The sequence below is a fragment of the Pseudomonas bananamidigenes genome (genome assembly GCF_001679645.1).
Taxonomy (GTDB): Bacteria; Pseudomonadota; Gammaproteobacteria; order Pseudomonadales; family Pseudomonadaceae; genus Aquipseudomonas; species Aquipseudomonas bananamidigenes.
In genome coordinates, this window is sequence record NZ_LRUN01000081.1 from 1 (window position 1) to 23,676 (window position 23,676).

Consider the following 23,676-nt stretch of genomic DNA (forward strand, 5'->3'; position numbering starts at 1 on the left):
TTTTTTTATGCGTGCGATTTCTTCGAATAATTGCGCTGTGACAACTTGCCACATTCGTAGACCCCCTATACTACAAGGCTTGAGGGCCAGCCCTCCGGGTAATTACCTTGTCAGAATTGGGGGTTTTCATTACCATTCGGCAAAATTTTTATAAGTACATTGTTTCATATTTAGTAGATGCCTGATTTAACAGGCCACAAAGCTGATGGGAGAGGACTGAATGAGCAATGACGGCGTGAATGCAGGCCGGCGTCGCTTCCTGGTAGCGGCCACATCCGTGGTGGGTGCTGCAGGAGCGGTGGGGGCTGCGGTCCCGTTCGTGGGGTCATGGTTTCCCAGTGCCAAGGCAAAAGCTGCCGGCGCACCGGTGAAAGTGAATGTCAGCAAAATCGAGCCCGGACAGCAGATGATTGCTGAATGGCGCGGCCAGCCGGTATTCATTGTTCGCCGTACCGCGGAAATCCTGGGGAATCTCAAGAAGATCGAAGGCCAGCTCTCCGATCCGACCTCCAAAAACTCTACGCAACCCACCTATGTCGACCCCGAAGTACGTTCGATCAAGCCGGAGATTCTGCTGCTGATCGGGATCTGTACGCATCTGGGTTGCTCACCGACCTTCCGTCCCGAAGTGGCGCCCGCGGATCTGGGCAAAGACTGGGTAGGTGGCTATTTCTGCCCTTGCCACGGTTCCCATTACGATCTGGCTGGCCGCGTCTACAAGTCGCAACCTGCGCCTTTGAACCTGCCAGTACCCCCGCATTCCTATGAGTCCGATGATCTGATTGTCATTGGCGTCGATACGGAGAAAGCGTGATGAGCAAGTTCATGGATTGGGTCGATGCGCGCTTCCCCGCCACCAAAATGTGGGAAGACCATCTCAGCAAGTATTACGCTCCAAAAAACTTCAACTTCTTCTATTTCTTCGGCTCGCTGGCGCTGCTCGTTCTGGTCAACCAGATCGTCACCGGTGTCTGGCTGACCATGAGTTACACCCCTTCGGCGGAAGAGGCGTTTGCCTCCGTCGAATACATCATGCGCGACGTCGAGTACGGTTCGATCCTGCGTCTGCTCCACTCCACCGGCGCTTCGGCGTTCTTTATCGTGGTCTATCTGCACATGTTCCGTGGTCTGCTCTACGGTTCGTACCAGAAGCCGCGTGAGCTGGTGTGGGTGTTCGGCATGCTGATCTACCTGGCGCTGATGGCTGAAGCCTTCATGGGATACCTGCTGCCATGGGGTCAAATGTCTTACTGGGGCGCCCAGGTGATCATCTCGCTGTTCGGCGCGATTCCGGTCATCGGCAACGACCTGACCCAGTGGATTCGTGGTGACTACCTGATTTCCGGGATTACCCTGAACCGCTTCTTCGCCCTGCACGTGGTCGCTCTGCCGATCGTGATCCTGGGTCTGGTGGTGCTGCACATTCTGGCGCTGCACGAAGTAGGCTCGAACAACCCGGATGGTGTGGACATCAAGAAGCACAAGGATGAAAACGGTGTTCCGCTGGACGGCATCGCGTTCCATCCGTACTACACCGTGAAAGACATTGTCGGCGTCGTGGTGTTCCTGTTCATCTTCTGTTTCATTGTGTTCTTCTTCCCGGAAATGGGCGGTTACTTCCTCGAAAAACCAAACTTCGAACAGGCCAACCCGTTCAAGACGCCGGAACACATCGCGCCGGTCTGGTACTTCACACCGTTCTACGCGATCTTGCGTGCGGTTCCTGACAAGCTCATGGGTGTTATCGCCATGGGGGCGGCCATTGCAGTGCTGTTTGTCCTGCCATGGCTCGACCGCAGTCCGGTCAAGTCGATGCGTTACAAAGGCTGGATGAGCAAGATCTGGCTGGTGGTGTTCTGCATTTCCTTCGTGATCCTCGGCATTCTGGGGGTTCTGGCTCCGACGCCGGAGCGCACGCTGGTGTCGCAGATCTGCACCTTCCTGTACTTCGCCTACTTCATTCTGATGCCGTTCTACACCAGGCTCGAGAAGACCAAACCGGTTCCGGAAAGGGTGACTGGCTGATGAAAAAGTTATTTTTTGCTCTGATTTTTGCTGCTCTGCCTGTGCTGTCTTTCGCTGCCGAACATGGTGGCCCTGAATTGGAAAAAGTCGACATCGACGTTTCCGACAAGGCCGCCCTGCAGGATGGTGCACGCACTTTTGCCAACTATTGCATGGGTTGCCACAGCGCCAAATTCCAACGCTACGAGCGCGTTGCCGATGACCTCGGTATTCCGCACGAAATGATGCTGGAGAAGCTGGTGTTCACCGGTGCCAAGATCGGTGATCACATGAGCATCGGCATGCAGCCGGCAGACGCCAAGACCTGGTTCGGCGCCGCCCCGCCGGACCTGACTCTGGTAGCTCGGGTTCGTGGTACCGACTGGCTTTATGGTTATCTGCGTTCGTTCTATGAGGATCCGGCGCGTCCATGGGGCGTGAACAACAAGGTCTTCCCGAATGTCGGCATGCCTAACGTGCTGGTCGGCCTGCAGGGTCGTCAGGTCGTGGGTTGCAAACAAGTGCAGATCGTCGAGGATGGCAAGAAGCAATTCGATCCGCTGACCGGTACGCCATTGACTCATGAAGCCTGCGATCAGCTGACCATCGTGCCGAAAACCGGCACCTTGAACGAAGAGCAGTTCGATGAAAAGGTCAAGAATCTGGTAACCTTCCTGGCTTACTCGGCTAACCCGGTTAAGCTGCAACATCAGCGCATCGGTACTTATGTCTTGCTGTATCTGGCGTTCTTCTTTGTGTTCGCCTACCTGCTCAAGCGTGAATACTGGAAAGACGTGCACTGATAACGCTTCAAGCAATTGCTGTTAATCGCGCGCGCCCAAGGGCGCCTCTGAAAACGCAACGTCTGCACAGCCAGGTGTTGCGGGAGGCGCCCTCTGGGCGCGCGCGTTTTTCCGGCTCCGATCATTTCAACAAGCGAGGAGGATCGCCATGGGCGTGACCAATCGGTTGGCCTGTTACTCCGACCCCGCCGACCACTATTCCCACCGGGTGCGCATTGTGCTTGCTGAGAAGGGTGTAAGCGCCGAAATCATTTTTGTGGAGGCTGGTCGCCAGCCGCCTAAACTGATTGAAGTGAACCCTTATGGCAGTCTTCCGACACTGGTCGATCGCGACCTGGCGTTGTGGGAGTCCACCGTGGTGATGGAGTACCTGGATGAGCGTTACCCGCATCCGCCATTGATGCCTGTGTACCCGGTGGCGCGTGCCAACAGTCGTCTGTTGATGCATCGCATTCAGCGCGACTGGTGTGGTCTGGTGGACCTGATTCTGGATTCGCGAACCAAGGAGGCGGCTCGTGCCGTGGCGCGCAAGGAGTTGCGCGAAAGCCTGACGGGTGTGTCGCCGTTGTTCGCCGACAAGCCGTTTTTCCTCAGTGAGGAACAAAGTCTGGTGGATTGCTGCCTATTGCCAATACTCTGGCGTTTGCCGATTCTGGGTATAGAACTGCCGCGGCCGGCCAAGCCGCTGCTTGATTATATGGAGCGTCAATTTGCGCGCGAGGCTTTCCAGGCGAGTCTGTCTGGCGTCGAACGCGACATGCGCTAAGGCTTAAGGAGCCGCTATGAACTCCAGTCGACCTTATCTGGTCCGCGCGCTCTACGAGTGGATTGTGGATAACGATTGCACCCCGCACATGCTGGTCAATTCCGAATACCCGGCGGTGCAGGTGCCGCAGGGTTTTGCCAGTGATGGACAAATTGTCCTGAATATTTCACCAAGTGCCGTGCGACATCTGCACATGGACAACGACGTCGTGACCTTCGAAGGTCGCTTCGGTGGCGTTCCGCACAGTCTGTACGTACCGATTGCCGCGATCCTGGGTATTTACGCCCGGGAGAACGGTCAGGGCATGGTGTTCGATCTGGAGTCGCCGATGGATGACGAAGACGAGATCGAGCAGGATGACGATATTCCGCCACCGGACAGCGAGCCACCGCGCCCTAGCGGTCGACCCAGCCTGAAAGTGGTGAAGTGATAAAAAAGGCGATCCCGACCGGATCGCCTTTTTTGTGTCTGCAGGTTTTGTGTCAATCGATGTATTCGAACAGCTTCACGATCTTCTGCACGCCGGATACACCCTGTACCAGATTGGCAGCCTGGGTGGCCTCCTGCCTGGTCAGCAGGCCCAGCAGATAGACGATGCCGTTCTCGGTCACGACCTTGATGCGCGAGCCCGGAATGCTGGCGTCGGTGAGCATCTGGGTTTTGATCTTGGTTGTCAGCCAGGAATCGTTCTGGCGGGCCAGGAAGCTCGAAGGTGCAATCACTTGCAGCTCGTTGTGCACTTTCTTCACGCGTTGCACGTTGGCGGCAGCCTGCTCGGCCTTGGCCTTGAGGTCTTCGCGAGGCGTCTGGCCGGCGAGCAGGACGACACCATTGAAGCTGGTGACGACGATGTGTGAGTCGTTGTCCAGAGCCGGATCGGCCTTGGCCACGTTGACGCCTACTTTGGTTTCGATCAGCGAGTCGTCAATTTTGCTGCCGAAGGTGCGGGTACCGCGATCGTCTTCGATCGGTGCTTCGCGGCTGGCGTTCACCACCGAGGTGCAGCCGGTTATGCCGAGGCAAAGGGTCAAGGCCAGAAGGCCAAGGCGATTAGGGGTCATTCTTCACTCCCGAACAGTTGGCTGTCGATCAGATCGCAGAGGCAATGGATCGCCAGCAAGTGGACTTCCTGAATACGCGCAGTGACGTTGGCCGGTACGCGGATTTCGACGTCTTCAGGCAGCAACAGCGAAGCCATTCCGCCGCCGTCGCGTCCGGTCAAGGCTACGACAATCATTTCGCGATCATGTGCGGCCTGGATCGCTTGAATAATGTTCGCCGAGTTACCGCTGGTCGAAATCGCCAGCAGCACATCACCCGGCTGGCCGAGTGCGCGTATCTGCTTGGAGAACACTTCGTTGTAGCTGTAATCGTTGGCGATCGAAGTGATGGTCGAGCTGTCGGTGGTCAGGGCGATGGCCGGCAGACTCGGGCGCTCGCGCTCGAAGCGGTTGAGCAGTTCCGAAGAAAAGTGCTGGGCATCGCCGGCCGAGCCGCCGTTGCCGCACGAGAGCATTTTTCCCTCGTTGAGCAGGGCGTTGACCATTACCTGGCTGGCTTGCTCGATGTGCGGTGCAAGTACGTCCATCGCCTGTTGCTTGGTGTCGATACTGGCCTGGAAAAGCTGGCGAATTCGGGATTGCATGTCCATCTGTGTGACCTTAATTGGCGCGGCTGTCCGGCACATGAATGTGCAGCCCGCAAAGCAAAGAGCAAAAGTGTTGAGTGAAAGTGTCTGTTGGATGCAGGCAGTCAAGTGTCGAACGCATTCTGCAACCAGTTCAACTGATCCTGATGGCTGTCGATGGCCACCACGTCGAAGCGGCAAGGGGAATTTGCCCAGCGCGACTCGCGCTGAAGAAAATATTCTGCGGCAAAAATCAGTTTCTGCCGTTTGCGCCCGTCGATACTGACGAGCGCGCCACCCCATTGAGTGTTCTTTCGATAACGTACTTCAACGAATACTACTGTATCGCCATCGAGCATGACCAGATCAAGCTCGCCGCGTTTGCATGTCCAGTTCTGCGCCAGGAGGCGCAGACCCTGATGTTGCAGATGCTCGAGCGCCAGGCGCTCGGCATCCTTGCCGCTTTGCAGGTGTGACCTGTCGGGCATCAGCGCGGAGTGTCCGGCAGACGCTGGATCTGGCCGCTGACAAACTGGGCCCATGGCAACTGGCGCACGACGCGTTGGCTCTGGGTCATGCCCAGGCTGCCCGACAGGCCTTCGATGCGGCTGTCCGGCAAGGTCTTGAGCTGGCTCAGGCGTGGGGCCAGGCGATAGGCATCCGCGCCCATCGCATACAGGCGACCGAGGCTGCCGGAGGCTTGCGGCCATTGTGCGGTGACCTGTTTGCGCAGCGGATCATTGGCATCCAGCAGCCATGGGGTTTCGCAGAAGCGTACGCCGTTCATGTCGTTGTACTGGTTCACGTCGCCGCTGGCGCTGAACACGTGGGAGGTGGCATAGACCGGCACGTCGCCGGCGTACTGGAAGTTCAGGGTCGGCTTGATCTGCTGGGCCTGTTGAGGGGTTGCGGCGAGGAAGATGAACTCGATGTCTTGGCGACGTGAAGGCTGTGCGGCGACGTTGGTGCCGGCAGCATTCTGCAGGCTCCTGGCGCGGGCTTCGCTCTGGCGCAGCTGGAACATGTCGGCGATCTGCTGGGCCAGTTGCACGGGCTGGTCGACGCGCTCGGTGGCGACGATGCTGCCGCCGTTGGCTTGCCAGTCCTGGCTGAATGCACGCAGGACGCGGTCACCCCATTCGCCTTTCGGCACCATGATCGCGGCGCGATGCAGGCCGTCGGCGCGGGCGCGACGGGAGACTTCGCGGGCTTCGTCTTCTGCGGCGAGGCCGAACTGGAACAGTTGCGCCGGGCCCTGGTCGCCTTCGCTGTAGTTCAGCGCCAGAGTGGTGACCGGCAGTTGCGGGCGGGTGCTCAGCTGTTTGACCAGCGGTTTTTCCAGTGGTCCGACGACCAGTTGCACGCCGTCTGCCTGGGCCTTGCGATAGAACTCGTCCATGCTGGTCAGGTGCGAGCTGTCGTAGAACACGATGGCCGGTGGTTTCTGCCCGGCTTGCTGGACCTGGTAGTGCGCGGCCATGAAGCCGTCACGCAGAGCCTTGCCAACCGAGGCCAGCTGGCCGTCCTGTGGCAGCAGCAGGGCGATCTTGCTCAGAGGCTGGCTGGCCAGCTCCTTGAGCTTGGTCAGTGGCAGCGGCAGGTTGATGGCGGCCGGATGTTTCGGGTGCTGCGAACGCCAATCGTCGATGGCGGCCTGTTGCTGTTCCAGGGTGCCGGCGCTTTTCACGGCCAAGGCCAGGCTCATCCAGCCTGCGAGGTCGTCGGTCCCGTTGGGTTGCAATTGGTCCGTCGGCAGCGAGGCGATCAGGGTCCAGATGGCTTCGTGGTTCTTGCTGGCGGCTTCGCCTTCGAGCATCGGTGCGATGAAGATGCGTTCGCGAGCGGCAGCCAATGTCTGGCCATCGGCTTCGAGCGCGCGGGCGTGAACGGTGCCGGCGCGAACCTGCAGCGGAATCGACATTTCACTCAGGCGTTGCAGGCTTGGGTGATTCAGGGCTGCCAGCGCGGCTTTCGGCTGGTTGCGGGTCATGGCCAGTTCGGCGGACAGGGTACTGGCGAATGCCTGCTGGCCTGGCTGGAGTTGTTCCATCGGCACTTGTTGCAGGATTTGCGCGGACTGTCCGGCATTGCCCTGACGGTAAGCCAGGTCTGCGGCGCTCAGGCGCAGCAATGCAGCCTTGTCCGGCGATTTGGCCTGGGCAGCCTGTTCGAGCAGTTGCTCGATGCTGGCATCCGGTGTCCGTGGAAGTTCGCCAAGGCTGGAGGAAGGGGAGCTGGCGCAGGCCGCCAGCAAGGCAGCGAGGCAGAGGGCAGTGAACAGCCGCAGGCAAGCGATCATGTAAGCGTTCCTGATACTCGATCAAATTAGCGTCGAATTGTACCCAAGCGCTGGCCGGGGTGCGATGTTGCTGGTGCGAAACCGTCAATTTAGCTGATGTAAATGTTGCACGACCGCACAATGGTGCGACAAACCGTGTCTGCCGCGATCGCATCGCCGGTCGTACGACGCGCTACAATGGCGGCTTTTACCGATCATGAGGTGTGCGCTTTGACTGCTCCAGGTGCTTTGAATTCCGCTGCGGGCTCGCTTTATGTGGTGGCGACGCCCATCGGCAACCTGGATGACATCAGCGCCCGGGCGTTGAAAATCCTGCGCGAGGTCGCATTGATCGCTGCAGAGGATACCCGCCATTCCCAGCGCCTGATGCAGCATTTCGGCATCAGCACGCCGCTGGCGGCCTGCCATGAGCACAACGAGCGTGACGAAGGCAGTCGTTTCATCACGCGTCTGCTGGCCGGCGATAACGTGGCGCTGATTTCCGACGCCGGTACGCCGCTGATTTCCGATCCGGGTTATCACCTGGTGCGCCAGGCGCGTGCCGCCGGGATCAATGTGGTGCCGGTGCCGGGAGCCTGTGCATTGATCGCAGCGTTGTCGGCAGCGGGTCTGCCATCTGACCGCTTCATCTTTGAAGGTTTTCTGCCCGCCAAGGCTGTTGGCCGCAAGGCGCGCCTGGAAGCCATCAAGGAAGAGCCGCGCACGCTGATTTTCTACGAGGCGCCACATCGTATTCTCGAGTGCCTGCAGGATATGGAAGCCGTGTTTGGTGCGGATCGCCCGGCATTGCTCGCCCGGGAAATCACCAAGACCTTTGAAACGCTCAAGGGCCTGCCGCTGGCCGAGTTGCGTGCGTTCGTCGAGGCGGATGGCAATCAGCAGCGTGGCGAGTGTGTTGTGGTGGTGGCGGGCTGGACCGCACCGGAATCCGAAGACGCCGTCAGCAGCGAGGCGATGCGCATCCTCAATTTGTTGCTCGAAGAGATGCCGCTCAAGCGCGCCGCAGCTTTGGCGGCGCAAATCACCGGTGAGCGCAAAAACGTGTTGTATCAGGTAGCGCTGGATCAGCAAAAAGACACGTAACCGGTCGCGCAGAGCCGCTCGCGGGCTATTAGCGCTTGTTCTTCGGCCGCTCTGCCGTTAACCTGCGCGGCGGAGAGTCGATCGGACAGTCGCTGCCCCCTATGAAAATTAGGGGGGGGAGGAAAGTCCGGGCTCCATAGGGCGAAGTGCCAGGTAATGCCTGGGAGGCGTGAGCCTACGGAAAGTGCCACAGAAAATAACCGCCTAAGTGCTTCGGCACCGGTAAGGGTGAAAAGGTGCGGTAAGAGCGCACCGCACGTCTGGCAACAGTTCGTGGCTAGGTAAACCCCACTTGGAGCAAGACCAAATAGGGTCCCAAGGCGTGGCCCGCGCTGGGACCGGGTAGGTTGCTAAAGATGTCCAGTGATGGCCATCGTAGACGAATGACTGTTCAAGACAGAACCCGGCTTACAGATCGACTCTCCACCTTTTTCTTTTCCCTGCTTGAATTAAAGGCGACAGGGCTGTTTATTATCAGCAGGCCTGCGCTGGAAATCCGGCAGCGGCAACCGCAGTAATAGCCATTTCCCACCTTGCTTCAATCAACAGCAGAAGCGCTTTTGTAATACCGAAAAAATCTTACTCTTAACAAATTACTTTAACTTTCGAACGCAGCTCTCAGTGCTGTCTCAAGTTATTGGATAAAAGCATCCGCCGGATTCTCGTTGCTCCTCCTTTTATGCTCCTAAATCTCCGTTCTGTAAGGGTTTTCCTTTGATCCGCGCCTTGACGGTGTGGTGGGCGCATTCCTATAGTGTGCGCAAGTGGCGGAAAGTGGCATGAAGTGGGTTTTTTGAGCTCAAAACGATAAAAATTGGAGAAACGCTGACGTGTTTCGCGGAGCTAACGCTATCAGTCTCGACGCAAAGGGCCGTCTCGCCATGCCGAGCCGGTACCGTGACGAGCTCGTTTCGCGTAGTTCCGGTCAGTTGATCGTGACCATCGATGCCGTTGATCCGTGCCTGTGTGTCTACCCGCTCGATGAGTGGGAAATTATTGAAACCAAGTTGCGCGCGCTTCCTTCGCTCCGCGAAGAGAACCGTCGTCTGCAGCGTTTATTGATTGGTAATGCCGTCGACCTCGAACTCGACGGCAGTGGTCGTTTTCTGGTTCCGCCACGCCTGCGCGAATACGCAAAGCTGGACAAGCGCGCGATGCTGGTCGGCCAACTGAACAAGTTCCAACTGTGGGACGAAGATGCCTGGAATGCGGTTTCTGCCGCTGACCTGGCTGCCATACAACAACCGGGCGCCATGCCTGACGAACTGCGTGATCTGATCCTGTGACTATTGATAGCGGCTTTAACCACATCACCGTACTGCTTGACGAAGCCGTCGAGGCTCTCGCCGTACGTCCTGATGGCTGCTATCTGGATGGTACGTTCGGACGCGGCGGGCACAGCCGGCTGATCCTCAGCAAGCTCGGACCGGATGGCCGGCTCATCGGATTCGACAAGGATCCTCAAGCGATTGCTACCGGGCAAACGCTAGCGGCCGAAGACGGCCGCTTTGTCGTTGTGCAGCGCAGCTTTGCCGAACTCGGCTCGGAAGTCGCCGAGCGCGGTCTGGCCGGCAAGGTCAGCGGCATTCTGCTCGATCTCGGCGTTTCTTCGCCGCAACTGGACGATGCCGAGCGCGGTTTCAGTTTCCTCAATGACGGTCCGCTGGACATGCGCATGGATCCGTCTCGTGGGACCAGCGCAGCCGAGTTCATCAATACCGCGCCGGTGGAAGAAATCGCCCGGGTATTCAAGGAGTACGGTGAGGAGCGCTTCTCCGGTCGCATGGCCCGTGCCGTGGTCGAGCGCCGTGACATCACCCCGTTCGAGCGCACCGCCGACCTGGCCGAAGTCCTGAAAGTCGCCAACCCGGCGTGGGAAAAGGGCAAGAACCCGGCCACCCGTGCATTCCAGGGCCTGCGCATTCACGTCAACAACGAACTGGGCGATCTGGAGGCGGGTCTTGAAGCCGCACTGGAATCCCTGGAAGTGGGCGGCCGTCTGGTCGTGATCAGCTTTCACTCGCTGGAAGACCGCATCGTCAAACTGTTCATGCGCAAGCTGGTGAAAGGCGAAGCCGACAATCTGCCACGCAACCTGCCGGTTCGCCACGTTGCCTTCGAACCGAAAATCAAGATCCATGGCAAGGCGCAGACGGCCTCGGACGCCGAACTCAAGGCCAACCCTCGTTCTCGTAGCGCCGTCATGCGCGTCGCGGAGAAACTCCGGTGAGCAAGCTTTTCGCCAAGCCACTGCCCGGCGGCAGCTTCATCATGCTGCTGCTCTTCATCGGCGTGCTCGTGTCGGCCATCGGCGTTTCCTATAGCGCTCACTGGAACCGGCAGTTGCTCAACACCCTTTACAACGAACTCAGCGTGCGCGACAAGGCGCAGGCCGAATGGGGCCGCCTGATTCTCGAGCAAAGCACCTGGACCGCCCACAGCCGGATCGAAGTGCTGGCCACCGAACAACTGAAGATGCACATCCCCGGCGCGGCTGACGTAAAAATGGTGGCGCCATGATGAAACTCGAAGGGGCACTGTTCCCGTGGCGCTTCCGTCTGGTGGTCGGTCTGCTGGGCATGATGGTGGCCGCGATCTGCTGGCGGATCATCGATCTGCAGGTGATCGACCGTGACTTCCTCAAGGGCCAGGGCGATGCGCGCAGCGTTCGTCATATTCCGATTCCGGCGCACCGCGGCCTGATCACCGATCGCAATGGCGAGCCTCTGGCGGTGAGTACGCCGGTGACCACGCTGTGGGCCAACGCCAAGGAAATGCAACTGGCCAAGGAAAAATGGCCGGCACTGGCAGCCGCGCTGGGGCAGGATCCGAAAGCCCTGGCCGAACGTCTCGAAGCCCAGGCCAACAAGGAATTCATTTATCTGGTGCGCGGGCTGACCCCCGAGCAGGGCCAGGCCGTGCTCGACCTGAAAGTGCCGGGCGTCTATGGCATCGAAGAATTCCGCCGGTTCTATCCGGCCGGTGAGGTCACCGCGCACATGGTCGGGTTTACCGATATCGACGACCATGGCCGCGAAGGCGTCGAACTGGCCTACGACGAGTGGCTGGCCGGCGTACCCGGCAAGCGGCAGGTCATCAAGGATCGGCGCGGTCGGCTGATCAAGGATGTCCAGGTCACCAAGAACGCCAAGGCCGGCAAGCCCTTGGCGTTGTCCATTGACCTGCGCCTGCAATACCTGGCCAACCGCGAACTGCGCAACGCGATCATCGAGAACGGCGCGAAGGCCGGCAGTCTGGTGATCATGGATGTGAAGACCGGCGAGATCCTCGCCATGGTCAACCAGCCCACCTACAACCCGAACAACCGTCGCAACCTGCAGCCGGCGATGATGCGTAACCGCGCAATGATCGACGTGTTCGAGCCGGGCTCGACCATGAAGGCGATCTCGATGAGTGCCGCGATCGAGACCGGGCGCTGGAAACCGAGCGACACCGTCGAGGTGTATCCGGGCTCTCTGCAGATCGGCAAATACACCATCAAGGACGTATCCAAGACCGAAGGTCCGGTGCTTGACCTGACCGGAATTCTGATCAATTCCAGTAACGTCGGCATGAGCAAGGTCGCGTTCGACATCGGCGGCGAAACCATTTTCCGCCTCGCGCAGAAAGTCGGCCTCGGACAGGACACAGGTCTCGGTTTCCCGGGCGAGCGTGTCGGCAACCTGCCGAACTACCGCGAGTGGCGCAAGGCTGAAACCGCAACGCTGTCCTACGGCTACGGTGTTTCGGTCACCGCGATCCAGCTGGTGCACGCGTTCTCGGCGCTGGCCAACAACGGTCGTCTCGCGCCGCTGACACTGATCAAAACCGACAAGGCGCCGCAGACCACTCAGGTGCTGCCGGAAGCTGTGGCGAAAACCATGCAAGGCATGCTGCAACAGGTGATCGAAGCGCCACGCGGCGTATTCCGTGCGCAGGTGCCGGCCTATCACGTGGCCGGCAAGTCGGGTACGGCGCGCAAGACCTCGGTCGGCACCAAGGGCTATGCCGAAAACTCCTATCGCTCGCTGTTCGCCGGTTTCGGCCCGATGAGCGATCCGCGTTACGCCATCGTTGTCGTGATCGATGAGCCGACCAAGGCCGGTTACTTCGGTGGTCTGGTATCGGCGCCGGTGTTCAGCCGTGTGATGTCCGGCACCCTGCGCCTGATGAACATCACCCCGGACAACCTGCCGACCACCCAACAAGCCAACGCCACCCCGGTCGTTCCGCTGAAAGCCAATGGAGGGCGCGGCTGATGTCTCTGAGTCTGAACAAGATTTTCCCCCACGCCGGCCACGATCTGCTGATCCGTGAGTTGGCTCTCGACAGCCGCAACGTGCGCGCAGGTGACCTGTTCCTCGCGGTGCCGGGCGGCAAGTTCGATGGCCGTGCACACATTGCCGATGCGCTGGCGCGTGGCGCAGCGGCGGTCGCTTACGAAGTGGAAGGCGCCACCGTGCTGCCGATCACTGATGTGCCGCTGATTCCGGTCAAGGGCCTGGCAGCGCAGCTGTCGGATATCGCCGGTCGTTTTTACGGTGAACCCAGCCATCATCTGAATCTGGTGGGCGTCACCGGCACCAACGGCAAGACCAGCGTGACCCAATTGGTGGCTCAGGCGCTGGATCTTCTCGGCCAGCATTGCGGCATCGTCGGTACTCTCGGCTCCGGCTTTCATGGCTCGCTGCAGAGCGGAATGCACACCACACCGAATCCGATCGCGATGCAGGCGACGCTGGGCGACCTGAAAAAGGCCGGCGCCAAAGCCGTGGCCATGGAAGTCTCGTCCCACGGTCTGGATCAGGGTCGGGTCACCGCGCTGGCGTTTGATGTGGCGGTGATGACCAACCTGTCCCGTGATCATCTCGATTACCACGGCACCATGGAGGCGTACGCAGCGGCCAAGGCCAAGCTGTTCGCCTGGAATGACCTGAAGTGCCGCGTAGTCAATCTGGACGACGATTTCGGCCGGCAGCTCGCCGCTGAAAAGCGTGAGTCGCGCCTGATCACTTACAGCCTGCTCGACAGCAGTGCTTATCTGTATGTTCGTGAAGCGCAGTTCGACGACCACGGCGTGCGTGCCACGCTGGTCACGCCCCAGGGCGAACATCATCTGCGCAGCACGCTGCTGGGGCGTTTCAACCTGAGCAACGTACTGGCTGCTGTCGGTGCCTTGCTGGGGCTGGATTACGCCCTCGACGAAATCCTCGACGTGCTGCCGAAACTCGAAGGCCCGGCCGGACGCATGCAGCGTCTTGGCGGTGGCACACAACCTCTGGTGGTGGTCGATTACGCCCACACGCCGGATGCGCTGGAAAAAGTCCTGACCGCACTGCGCCCGCACGTCAAAGGCCGGTTGCTGTGCCTGTTCGGCTGTGGCGGTGATCGCGATCGCGGCAAGCGCCCGCTGATGGCCGAAGTGGTCGAGCGTCTGGCCGATCGCGTGCTGGTCACTGATGACAATCCACGCACCGAAGATCCAGCCGTCATTTTTGAAGACATTCGCGCCGGCTTCACGGCTGTGGATAACGTGACATTCGTGGCCGGCCGTGGCCAGGCCATCGCGCAACTGATCGCCAGCGCATCGGCCGATGACGTGGTTGTCCTGGCCGGCAAGGGGCACGAGGACTATCAGGAAATCAACGGCGTTCGCCACGCCTTCTCTGATCTGGTCGAGGCCGATCATGCCCTGACCGCCTGGGAGGTGGCCCATGCTTAAGGCCCTGAAACTCAGTGAGCTGACCAATGCACTCGACGCACGACTGATCAGCGCGGACGCCAGTTTTGACGGCGTGAGCATCGACAGTCGTGCCATCAAGGCCGGCCAGCTGTTTATCGCCCTGACCGGCCCGCGTTTCGACGGTCATGATTATCTGAATGAAGTGGCCGCCAAAGGCGCGGTCGCTGCGCTGGTCGAGCGCGAAGTCGCCGACAGTACGCTGCCGCAACTGCTGGTGAAGGACACCCGTCAGGCCCTCGGCCAGTTGGGCGCGTTGAACCGTGCTGCGTTCACTCGGCCGGTCGCGGCCATCACCGGCTCCAGCGGCAAGACAACGGTCAAGGAAATGCTCGCCAGCATCCTGCGCACTCGCGGTGCCGTGCTCGCCACTCGTGGCAACCTGAACAACGATCTGGGCGCACCGCTGACCCTGCTCGAGCTGGCTGCGGAACATATGGCGGCCGTGATCGAACTGGGCGCCTCGCGTCTGGGTGAAATCGCCTACACCGTCGGCCTGACCCGGCCGCACGTGGCGATTCTGAACAATGCCGGCACTGCACACGTCGGTGAGTTCGGCGGTCCGGAAAAAATCGTCGAGGCCAAAGGCGAGATCATCGATGGTCTGGCGGCGGATGGTATTGCCGTATTGAACTTCGACGACAAGGCCTTCGGTATCTGGAAGACCCGCGCCGGCGCACGCAAAGTGCTGACCTTCTCCCTGAGCAATCCCCAGGCAGATTTTTACGCCAGCGACCTGAGCACCGACGCCCGTGGTTGCCCGTCCTTCAAGCTGCATACACCTGAAGGTGTCGAGCCTGTTCAGTTGAACCTGCTGGGCACGCACAACGTCGCCAATGCCATGGCCGCCGCTGCAGCCGCTCACGCTCTGGGCGTGTCGCTGTTCGGCATCGCCACCGGGCTTGGCGCGGTCCAGCCGGTCAAGGGACGCACCGTTGCGCAACTGGCCAAAAACGGTATGCGCGTGATTGATGACACTTACAACGCGAACCCCACCTCCATGTGCGCGGCCGTTGATATACTCGCCGGCTTTTCCGGCCGCACCGTTCTGGTGCTCGGGGATATCGGCGAGTTGGGCGACTGGGCGGAGCAGGGGCACCGCGACGTGGGCGAATACGCCCGCGGCAAGGTTTCCGCGCTTTACGCTGTCGGGCCGAACATGGTCCACGCCGTGAACGCATTCGGCAAAGAGGCACATCACTTCGGCACGCAGGCCGAACTGATCCAGGCCCTGGGCGCCGAACAGGACAAAAACACCACCATTTTGATCAAGGGTTCGCGCAGCGCGGCGATGGAAAACATCGTTGCGGCCCTGTGCGGGACCAGTCTGGAGAAACATTAATGCTGCTGCTGCTAGCGGAGTATCTGCAACAGTTCTACAAAGGCTTCGCGGTCTTCCAGTACCTGACCCTGCGCGGAATTCTCGGTGTGCTGACCGCGCTGGTCCTGTCGCTGTGCTACGGCCCGTGGATGATCCGCACTCTGCAGAACCGTCAGATCGGTCAAGCCGTCCGTAACGACGGCCCGCAATCGCACCTGTCCAAATCCGGTACGCCGACCATGGGTGGCGCACTGATTCTGTCGTCCATCGGTGTCAGTACCCTGTTGTGGGCTGACCTGAGCAATCGTTATGTATGGGTCGTGCTGCTGGTGACCCTGCTGTTCGGCGCCATCGGCTGGGTCGATGACTACCGCAAGGTGATCGAGAAGAACTCCCGTGGCCTGCCAAGTCGCTGGAAATATTTCTGGCAATCGGTATTCGGCCTCGGCGCGGCGATCTTCCTTTATATGACTGCCGCCACGCCGGTGGAAACCACCCTGATCCTGCCGATGCTCAAGGACTACAGCATTCCGCTGGGCGCCGCTTTCATCGTGCTGACCTACTTCGTGATCGTCGGCTCGAGCAACGCGGTCAACCTGACCGACGGCCTCGACGGTCTGGCGATCATGCCGACGGTGATGGTCGGCGGTGGCCTGGGGATCTTCTGCTACCTGTCGGGTAACGTGAAATTCGCTGAATACCTGTTGATCCCGTACGTACCGGGCGCAGGCGAGCTGATCGTGTTCTGCGGCGCGCTGATCGGTGCGGGTCTGGGCTTCCTGTGGTTCAACACCTACCCGGCGCAGGTCTTCATGGGCGACGTCGGCGCACTGGCGTTGGGCGCAGCCCTGGGCACCATCGCGGTGATCGTCCGTCAGGAAATCGTCCTGTTCATCATGGGCGGCGTGTTCGTGATGGAAACCCTGTCAGTCGTCATTCAGGTGGCGTCCTTCAAACTGACCGGTCGCCGTGTGTTCCGCATGGCGCCGATCCACCACCACTTTGAACTCAAGGGCTGGCCCGAGCCGCGCGTGATCGTCCGTTTCTGGATCATCACCGTGATTCTCGTGCTGATCGGCCTTGCCACCCTGAAGCTGAGGTAGAACGAGTGTCTCTGATCGCTTCTGACCACTTCCGCATCGTTGTCGGCCTCGGCAAGAGCGGCATGTCCCTGGTTCGCTTCCTGGCGAATCGGGGCGTGGCGTTTGCCGTGGCCGATACGCGGGAAAATCCACCGGAACTGGCCACGCTCCAGCGTGACTATCCGCACGTGGAAGTGCGTTGTGGCGAGCTGGACGTCGAGTTCCTGTGCCGTGCCGACGAGCTCTACGTGAGTCCCGGCCTGGCGCTGGCGACCCCGGCCCTGCAAGCCGCCGCCGCCCGTGGCGTGAAACTGTCCGGTGACATCGAGCTGTTCGCGCGTAACGCGAAAGCGCCGATCGTGGCCATCAGCGGTTCCAATGCGAAAAGCACCGTCACCACCCTGGTTGGCGAGATGGCAGCCGCAGCCGGCAAGCGTGTGGCCGTTGGCGGCAATCTCGGTACGCCGGCACTGGATCTGCTCAGCGATGATGTCGAGCTGTATGTCATGGAACTGTCGAGCTTCCAGCTGGAAACCACCGATCAGCTCAACGCCGAAGTCGCGACCGTGCTCAACATCAGCGAAGACCACATGGATCGCTACAGCGGTCTGCCGGCCTATCACTTGGCCAAGCACCGGATCTTCCGCGGCGCGAAACAGTTCGTGGTCAACCGTCAGGACGCCCTGACCCGACCGCTGATGGGCGAGGGCCAGCCATGCTGGACCTTCGGCCTGACCAAACCCGATTTCAAGGCGTTCGGTCTGCGCGAAGAGAACGGCGAGAAATACCTGGCCTTCGAATTCCAGAATCTGATGCCGGTACGAGAGCTGAAGATTCGTGGTGCCCACAATCAGTCCAACGCCCTGGCAGCGCTGGCGCTCGGGCATGCGGTCGGTTTGCCGTTCGACGCCATGCTCGCGGCCCTGCGCAACTTCGCCGGCCTCGAACACCGTTGCCAGTGGGTGCGTGACCTGAACGGCGTCGGCTACTACAACGATTCCAAAGCCACCAACGTCGGCGCCGCACTGGCCGCCATCGAGGGCCTGGGTGCGGACATCAGCGGCAAGGTCGTGCTGATCGCCGGTGGCGACGGCAAGGGTGCCGATTTCAAGGATCTGCGTGATCCGGCGGCAGCCCATTGCCGAGCCGTGGTCCTGATGGGCCGCGACTCCGACAGGATCGGTGAGGCCATCGGCGACGCCGTGCCGCTGATCCGTGCCACTACACTGATCGACGCCGTGGAAAAATGCCGTGCCGCCGCCCGGCCGGGTGATGTGGTGCTGCTGTCGCCGGCATGCGCCAGTTTCGACATGTTCAAGAATTACGAAGACCGTGGTCACCAGTTCGTCCGCGCCGTGGAGGATCTGGCATGAGCCTGCGAAACATCATCAAGCCTTATCCGTCGCCGATCATCACCGGACGCGGGATCGACCTCGATTTCCCGATGCTCGCCGGTTGCTCGCGCTGCTCGGCCTGGGCCTGATCATGATCGCTTCGGCATCGACCGAGGTGGGTGCCGTGCAGTCGGGCAGTGCGCTCTACTACATGACCCGTCACCTGATCTACGTGGTGCTGGGGCTGGGCGCATGCATCGTCACCATGATGATTCCGATCGCCACCTGGCAGCGTCTGGGCTGGATGATGCTGATCGGCGCGTTCGGCCTGTTGGTGATGGTGATCGTCCCCGGGATCGGTCGTGAAGTGAACGGCTCGATGCGCTGGATCGGTTTCAGCTTCTTCAACGTACAACCGTCCGAGATCGCCAAGGTGTTCGTGGTGATCTATCTCGCCGGTTATCTGGTGCGTCGCCAGAAGGAAGTACGCGAAAGCTGGATGGGTTTCTTCAAGCCGTTCATCGTGCTGCTGCCGATGGCCGGCCTGTTGCTGATGGAGCCGGACTTCGGCGCCACCGTCGTGATGATGGGCGCCGCAGCGGCGATGCTGTTTCTCGGCGGGGTCGGGCTGTTCCGGTTCTCGCTGATGGTGGTGCTGGCGGTGGCGGCGGTGGTGCTGCTGATCCAGATGCAGCCGTACCGGATGGCACGTCTGACCAACTTTGCCGATCCGTGGGCCGACCAGTTCGGTGCCGGTTATCAGTTGTCCCAGGCCTTGATCGCCTTCGGTCGCGGTGAGTGGCTGGGCGTTGGTCTGGGCAACAGCGTGCAGAAGCAGTTCTACCTGCCGGAAGCCCACACCGACTTCGTGTTCTCGGTACTCGCTGAAGAGCTGGGCGCGGTGGGTTCGCTGTGCACCGTGGCGCTGTTCGTGTTCGTGTGTATCCGCGGCATGTACATCGGTCTGTGGGCCGAGAAAGCCAAACAGTTTTTTGCCGCTTATGTTGCCTACGGCCTGTCGTTCCTGTGGATCGGTCAGTTCCTGATCAACATCGGCGTGAACGTCGGCCTGTTGCCGACCAAGGGCCTGACCCTGCCGTTCCTCAGTTATGGCGGCAGTTCCCTGGTGATCTGCTGTGCCTGCCTTGGCCTGTTGCTGAGGATCGAGTGGGAGAGCCGGACCCACCTGGGCAGTGAAGAGATGGAATTCCATGAGAGCGACTTCGCCGAGGAGCCGAACCATGGGCGCTAACGTATTGATCATGGCCGGCGGTACCGGTGGTCACGTGTTCCCGGCGCTGTCCTGTGCCCGTGAATTCCAGGCGCGCGGCTACACCGTGCACTGGCTCGGTACGCCACGGGGGATCGAGAACGATCTGGTGCCGGCCGCCGGCCTTGAACTGCATCGCATCAACGCCACCGGCCTGCGCGGCAAGGGCAAGCTGTCGTTGCTCAAGGCACCGTTCATGCTGCTGAAGTCGGTGTGGCAGGCACGGGCGATCATTCGCCGCCTGCGCCCGGTGTGCGTGGTCGGTTTCGGTGGTTATGTGACCGGCCCCGGCGGGATCGCCGCCAAACTGGCCGGCGTGCCGGTGATCGTTCACGAACAGAACGCCGTGGCCGGCACCGCCAATCGGTTGCTGGTGCCGTTCGCCGCCCGGGTGTGTGAAGCGTTCCCCGACACCTTTACCCTGTCGGACAGCCGCCGTACCACCGGTAATCCGGTGCGCAGCGAGCTGTTCCTCGAAACACCGCGTCCGGCACTGGCCGGACGCAAGGCGCGTTTGCTGATCCTGGGTGGAAGCCTGGGGGCAGAACCGTTGAACAAGTTGCTGCCTGAAGCCCTGTCGCAAGTCGCTGCCGACTTGCGCCCGGAAGTGTTTCATCAGGCCGGCAAAAATCACGATGAAGTGACTGCAGAGCGCTACCGCGCCGCCGGCGTGGATGCGCAGGTGCAGCCCTTCATCAAGGACATGGCTCAGGCCTATGGCTGGGCTGACATCGTGGTGTGCCGTGCAGGCGCATTGACCGTCAGCGAGCTGGCCGCCGCCGGTCTGCCGTCGATGCTGGTGCCCTTGCCCCACGCGATCGACGATCACCAGACCCGCAACGCCGATTATCTGGCCCGCGAAGGCGCTGCCTTCCTTATGCCGCAAAGAACGACTGGTGCCGCGGACCTTGCCGCGCGCCTGACAGAGGTCTTGATGCAACCGCAACGACTCGAAGAAATGGCCCGAGCGGCCCGCCGTCTGGCAAAACCCGAAGCCACCCGCAGCGTGGTCGATACCTGTCTGGAGGTGGCCCATGGTTGAGAATCAGAAAGCCATGCCGCAACCGGAAATGCGCCGCATCCGTCGCATCCACTTCGTCGGGATCGGCGGCGTGGGCATGTGTGGCATCGCGGAAGTGCTGCTGAACCTGGGTTATGCCGTGTCCGGTTCCGACCTCAAGGCGTCGCCGGTCACCGAGCGCCTGGAATCCTTCGGTGCGCAGATCTTCATCGGCCACCGTGCCGAGAACGCCGCTGCCGCCGACGTGCTGGTGGTATCGAGTGCCGTGAACACCTCCAACCCGGAAGTGGCGACCGCCCTTGAGCGCCGTATTCCGGTGGTGCCGCGTGCCGAGATGCTCGCCGAGCTGATGCGCTACCGCCACGGCATCGCCGTCGCCGGCACTCACGGCAAGACCACCACCACCAGCCTGATCGCTTCGGTGTTCGCCGCCGGTGGCCTGGACCCGACCTTCGTCATCGGTGGCCGTCTGAATGCCGCGGGCACCAATGCCCAGCTCGGCACCAGCCGCTATCTGATCGCCGAGGCCGACGAGAGCGACGCGAGCTTCCTGCACCTGCAACCGCTGGTGGCCGTGGTGACCAACATCGACGCCGACCACATGGCGACCTACGACGGTGATTTCAACAAACTGAAGAAAACCTTCGTCGAGTTCCTGCACAACCTGCCGTTCTACGGTCTGGCGGTGATGTGCCTGGACGATCCGGTGGTGCGTGAAATCCTGCCGCAGGTGAAGCGTCCGACCGTGACCTACGGCTTCAGCGAGGACGCCGACGTGCGCGCCATCAATGTGCGCCAACAGGGCATGCAGACCTTCTTCACCGTGCTGCGCCCTGATCGCGAGCCGCTGGATGTGTCGGTGAACATGCCGGGCAACCACAACGTACTCAATTCCCTGGCGACCATCTGCATCGCCACCGACGAGGGCGTCAGCGATGAAGCCATCGTCCAGGGGCTGTCCGGGTTCCAGGGCGTCGGTCGCCGCTTCCAGGTCTACGGTGAACTGCCGGTGGACGGCGGCAATGTGATGCTGGTCGACGACTACGGTCACCACCCGACCGAAGTTGCGGCCGTGATCAAGGCCGTGCGCGGTGGCTGGCCTGAGCGCCGTCTGGTGATGGTCTACCAGCCGCACCGCTACAGCCGTACCCGCGACCTGTACGACGATTTCGTCCAGGTACTGGCCGATGCCAACGTGCTGTTGCTGATGGAAGTCTATCCGGCCGGCGAGGAGCCGATTCCGGGCGCCGACAGCCGCAAGCTGTGCAACAGCATCCGTCAGCGTGGTCAGCTTGACCCGATCTACATCGAGCGCGGTGTCGATCTGGCGCCGCTGGTCAAGCCGCTGCTGCGTGCCGGCGACATTCTGTTGTGCCAGGGTGCCGGTGATATCGGCGGTCTCGCACCGAAACTGTTGAAAAGCGAGCTGTTCGCCGGTGCCGTGGCCGCACCGGTCGAGGGGAAGTTGAAATGACTGCTGCCTACGCCAACCTGTTCTCCACCATTGCGCCGAAAGATTTCGGCCGTGTCGCCGTGCTGTTCGGTGGCCTGAGTGCCGAACGTGAAGTCTCGCTGAAGTCCGGCAACGCCGTGCTCACTGCGCTGCAAAGCGCCGGTGTGGATGCGTTCGGGATCGACGTCGGCGCCGACATTCTGCAGCGTCTGCTGAGCGAAAAGATCGACCGCGCCTTCATCATCCTCCACGGTCGTGGCGGTGAAGACGGCAGCATGCAGGGCCTGCTCGAAGTGGCCGGCATTCCGTACACCGGCAGCGGCATCCTCGCGTCGGCGCTGGCCATGGACAAGCTGCGCACCAAGCAGGTCTGGCACACGCTGGGGATTCCGACGCCGCGTCACGCCGTGCTGCGCAGCGAGGCCGATTGTATTTCGGCAGCGACGGAACTGGGCTTCCCTTTGATCGTCAAACCGGCGCATGAAGGTTCAAGTATCGGGATGGCCAAAGTGAATTCTGCGTCCGAGTTGATCGACGCATGGAAAGCGGCCAGTACCTACGATTCGCAAGTGTTGGTCGAGCAATGGATCCATGGTCCGGAGTTCACCATCGCCACCCTGCGTGACCAGGTGTTGCCTCCTATCGCCCTGGGTACACCGCACACGTTCTACGACTACGACGCCAAGTACATCGCCAACGATACCCAGTACCGGATTCCGTGCGGGCTCGATGCCGCCAAGGAAAAAGAACTCATGGACCTCACGGCGCAAGCCTGCGAGGCGCTGGGGATCGCCGGTTGGGGTCGGGCGGACGTGATGCAGGACGCCGACGGCAAATTCTGGTTCCTGGAAGTCAACACGGCTCCCGGCATGACCGACCACAGCCTGGTACCGATGGCGGCGAAAGCGGCCGGTCTGGATTTCCAGCAACTGGTCCTGGCCATCCTGGCCGCCAGTGTCGATGCCGATGGCCAAAAAGAGGCGCGAGGTTAAGACCATGCAAGGCGCACAGCTCAGACATCAGCCACCCGCACCCGGTCGCAAGCCGGTGCCACGGGGTGCCAGCCGAATGGTGGCCAAAGAGCCGATGTCCGCGCGCCTGCCGAAAGCCAATTTCGGGTTCCTGAAAGGTCTGTTCTGGCCGGTGCTGCTGGTAGCGCTCGGATTCGGCACCTACGAAGGCGCGCAACGTTTGCTGCCGTACGCCGACCGGCCGATCACCAAGATCGCCGTACAGGGTGACCTGAGCTACATCAGCCAGCAGGCGGTGCAGCAGCGGATCGCGCCGTATGTGACGTCGAGCTTCTTCACCATTGATCTGGCCAGCATGCGTTCGGAGCTGGAACAGATGCCCTGGATCGCCCATGCCGAAGTCCGTCGCGTGTGGCCGGACCAGGTGGTGATTCGCCTCGAAGAGCAACTGCCGGTGGCCCGTTGGGGTGACGAGTCGCTGCTCAACAACCAGGGCCAGGCGTTCACGCCCAAGGAGCTGGCGAACTACGAACACCTGCCACAGCTGTTCGGTCCGCAGCGGGCCCAGCAGCAAGTGATGCAGCAGTATCAGGTGCTGAGCCAGATGCTTCGGCCGTTGGGCTTCTCGATCGCGCGCCTGGAACTGCGCGAACGTGGCAGCTGGTTCCTGACCACCGGTGCCGGCAGTTCCGGCCCCGGCATCGAGTTGCTGCTGGGACGCGGCAACCTGGTGGAAAAGATGCGCCGCTTCATTGCCATCTACGACAAGACGCTTAAAGACCAGATTACGAACATTGCGCGTATCGATCTGCGCTATGCCAACGGCCTCGCTGTTGGCTGGCGGGAACCCGTAGCGCCGACGACAGCCCAACCCGCTGTCGCAAAGAATTAAGAAGAGGCAG

The 23,676-nt window shown here is 61.0% G+C and carries 22 protein-coding genes, 1 other RNA gene and 1 pseudogene; 20 read left to right on the plus strand and 4 right to left on the minus strand.

Annotated features, from left to right (window positions below; all coding sequences use genetic code 11):
• The first annotated feature begins 220 nt into the window (after positions 1 to 220).
• The 5 genes from petA to BBF94_RS24330 all read left to right on the plus strand — a co-directional run bounded on the left by petA (position 221) and on the right by BBF94_RS24330 (position 4,003).
• Positions 221 to 814: a ubiquinol-cytochrome c reductase iron-sulfur subunit gene (gene petA, locus BBF94_RS24310; RefSeq protein WP_065261492.1), complete on the plus strand. Its 594-nt coding sequence runs from the start codon at positions 221 to 223 to the stop codon at positions 812 to 814.
• On the plus strand, positions 814 to 2,025 hold the full coding sequence (locus BBF94_RS24315; RefSeq protein ID WP_065261493.1) for a cytochrome b: 1,212 nt from the start codon (positions 814 to 816) through the stop codon (positions 2,023 to 2,025). The genes petA and BBF94_RS24315 overlap by 1 nt, the downstream gene beginning before the upstream one ends.
• A complete protein-coding gene (locus tag BBF94_RS24320) occupies positions 2,025 to 2,807 on the plus strand; it encodes a cytochrome c1 (RefSeq protein WP_065261494.1) in 783 nt (260 codons plus the stop codon). Before BBF94_RS24315 ends, BBF94_RS24320 begins: the two co-directional genes overlap by 1 nt.
• A 148-nt stretch (positions 2,808 to 2,955) precedes the next feature.
• Entirely contained in the window at positions 2,956 to 3,573 is a 618-nt protein-coding gene (locus BBF94_RS24325; RefSeq protein WP_065261495.1) for a glutathione S-transferase N-terminal domain-containing protein, read from the plus strand.
• 16 nt (positions 3,574 to 3,589) lie between these two features.
• Entirely contained in the window at positions 3,590 to 4,003 is a 414-nt protein-coding gene (locus tag BBF94_RS24330; protein ID WP_065261496.1) for a ClpXP protease specificity-enhancing factor, read from the plus strand.
• Positions 4,004 to 4,055: 52 nt separating this feature from the next.
• On the opposite strand, the gene BBF94_RS24335 is transcribed toward BBF94_RS24330, so the two are convergent.
• The 4 genes from BBF94_RS24335 to BBF94_RS24350 form a co-directional block, all read right to left on the minus strand.
• The gene (locus BBF94_RS24335; RefSeq protein WP_065261497.1) at positions 4,056 to 4,634 is read right to left on the minus strand and encodes a BON domain-containing protein; all 579 of its coding nucleotides are present in this window, start codon (positions 4,632 to 4,634) and stop codon (positions 4,056 to 4,058) included.
• Positions 4,631 to 5,224, minus strand: coding sequence for a phosphoheptose isomerase (locus BBF94_RS24340; RefSeq protein ID WP_007928463.1), 594 nt, complete (start codon positions 5,222 to 5,224; stop codon positions 4,631 to 4,633). Before BBF94_RS24340 ends, BBF94_RS24335 begins: the two co-directional genes overlap by 4 nt.
• A gap of 101 nt (positions 5,225 to 5,325) precedes the next feature.
• Entirely contained in the window at positions 5,326 to 5,688 is a 363-nt protein-coding gene (locus BBF94_RS24345; protein ID WP_065261498.1) for a YraN family protein, read from the minus strand.
• Positions 5,688 to 7,499: a penicillin-binding protein activator gene (locus tag BBF94_RS24350; RefSeq protein ID WP_065261499.1), complete on the minus strand. Its 1,812-nt coding sequence runs from the start codon at positions 7,497 to 7,499 to the stop codon at positions 5,688 to 5,690. Before BBF94_RS24350 ends, BBF94_RS24345 begins: the two co-directional genes overlap by 1 nt.
• 177 nt (positions 7,500 to 7,676) lie before the next feature.
• On the opposite strand from BBF94_RS24350, the gene rsmI reads away from it, so the two are divergent.
• From rsmI to BBF94_RS24425, 15 genes and pseudogenes are all read left to right on the plus strand, one after another.
• The gene (gene rsmI / locus BBF94_RS24355) at positions 7,677 to 8,582 is read left to right on the plus strand and encodes a 16S rRNA (cytidine(1402)-2'-O)-methyltransferase (protein ID WP_065261500.1); all 906 of its coding nucleotides are present in this window, start codon (positions 7,677 to 7,679) and stop codon (positions 8,580 to 8,582) included.
• Positions 8,583 to 8,655: 73 nt separating this feature from the next.
• Positions 8,656 to 9,009, plus strand: an RNA gene (rnpB, locus tag BBF94_RS24360) — RNase P RNA component class A.
• A 403-nt stretch (positions 9,010 to 9,412) separates the two neighbouring features.
• Positions 9,413 to 9,868: a division/cell wall cluster transcriptional repressor MraZ gene (mraZ, locus tag BBF94_RS24365; protein ID WP_003205355.1), complete on the plus strand. Its 456-nt coding sequence runs from the start codon at positions 9,413 to 9,415 to the stop codon at positions 9,866 to 9,868.
• Positions 9,865 to 10,812, plus strand: coding sequence for a 16S rRNA (cytosine(1402)-N(4))-methyltransferase RsmH (rsmH, locus tag BBF94_RS24370; RefSeq protein WP_065261501.1), 948 nt, complete (start codon positions 9,865 to 9,867; stop codon positions 10,810 to 10,812). Before mraZ ends, rsmH begins: the two co-directional genes overlap by 4 nt.
• Complete coding sequence (gene ftsL, locus BBF94_RS24375; RefSeq protein WP_003228022.1) at positions 10,809 to 11,102, plus strand: cell division protein FtsL; 294 nt, start codon at positions 10,809 to 10,811, stop codon at positions 11,100 to 11,102. Before rsmH ends, ftsL begins: the two co-directional genes overlap by 4 nt.
• Entirely contained in the window at positions 11,102 to 12,841 is a 1,740-nt protein-coding gene (locus tag BBF94_RS24380) for a peptidoglycan D,D-transpeptidase FtsI family protein (RefSeq protein ID WP_176704498.1), read from the plus strand. Before ftsL ends, BBF94_RS24380 begins: the two co-directional genes overlap by 1 nt.
• On the plus strand, positions 12,841 to 14,304 hold the full coding sequence (locus tag BBF94_RS24385; protein WP_065261503.1) for a UDP-N-acetylmuramoyl-L-alanyl-D-glutamate--2,6-diaminopimelate ligase: 1,464 nt from the start codon (positions 12,841 to 12,843) through the stop codon (positions 14,302 to 14,304). The genes BBF94_RS24380 and BBF94_RS24385 overlap by 1 nt, the downstream gene beginning before the upstream one ends.
• Positions 14,297 to 15,664, plus strand: a complete 1,368-nt coding sequence (locus BBF94_RS24390; protein WP_065261504.1) for a UDP-N-acetylmuramoyl-tripeptide--D-alanyl-D-alanine ligase — start codon at positions 14,297 to 14,299, stop codon at positions 15,662 to 15,664. The genes BBF94_RS24385 and BBF94_RS24390 overlap by 8 nt, the downstream gene beginning before the upstream one ends.
• Positions 15,664 to 16,746 (plus strand): phospho-N-acetylmuramoyl-pentapeptide-transferase, encoded by a 1,083-nt coding sequence (gene mraY / locus BBF94_RS24395; protein ID WP_065261505.1) that lies wholly within the window; start codon positions 15,664 to 15,666, stop codon positions 16,744 to 16,746. The genes BBF94_RS24390 and mraY overlap by 1 nt, the downstream gene beginning before the upstream one ends.
• A 5-nt stretch (positions 16,747 to 16,751) precedes the next feature.
• Positions 16,752 to 18,098: a UDP-N-acetylmuramoyl-L-alanine--D-glutamate ligase gene (gene murD, locus BBF94_RS24400; protein WP_065261506.1), complete on the plus strand. Its 1,347-nt coding sequence runs from the start codon at positions 16,752 to 16,754 to the stop codon at positions 18,096 to 18,098.
• Positions 18,095 to 19,311: pseudogene (ftsW, locus tag BBF94_RS24405) on the plus strand (putative lipid II flippase FtsW). Before murD ends, ftsW begins: the two are co-directional and overlap by 4 nt.
• The gene (gene murG / locus BBF94_RS24410; protein ID WP_065261507.1) at positions 19,301 to 20,371 is read left to right on the plus strand and encodes an undecaprenyldiphospho-muramoylpentapeptide beta-N-acetylglucosaminyltransferase; all 1,071 of its coding nucleotides are present in this window, start codon (positions 19,301 to 19,303) and stop codon (positions 20,369 to 20,371) included. The pseudogene ftsW and the gene murG overlap by 11 nt, the downstream one beginning before the upstream one ends.
• Positions 20,364 to 21,824: a UDP-N-acetylmuramate--L-alanine ligase gene (gene murC, locus BBF94_RS24415; RefSeq protein WP_065261508.1), complete on the plus strand. Its 1,461-nt coding sequence runs from the start codon at positions 20,364 to 20,366 to the stop codon at positions 21,822 to 21,824. The genes murG and murC overlap by 8 nt, the downstream gene beginning before the upstream one ends.
• Complete coding sequence (locus tag BBF94_RS24420) at positions 21,821 to 22,795, plus strand: D-alanine--D-alanine ligase (RefSeq protein ID WP_065261509.1); 975 nt, start codon at positions 21,821 to 21,823, stop codon at positions 22,793 to 22,795. Before murC ends, BBF94_RS24420 begins: the two co-directional genes overlap by 4 nt.
• A 4-nt stretch (positions 22,796 to 22,799) precedes the next feature.
• The gene (locus tag BBF94_RS24425; protein ID WP_065261510.1) at positions 22,800 to 23,666 is read left to right on the plus strand and encodes a cell division protein FtsQ/DivIB; all 867 of its coding nucleotides are present in this window, start codon (positions 22,800 to 22,802) and stop codon (positions 23,664 to 23,666) included.
• Positions 23,667 to 23,676: the final 10 nt, after the last annotated feature.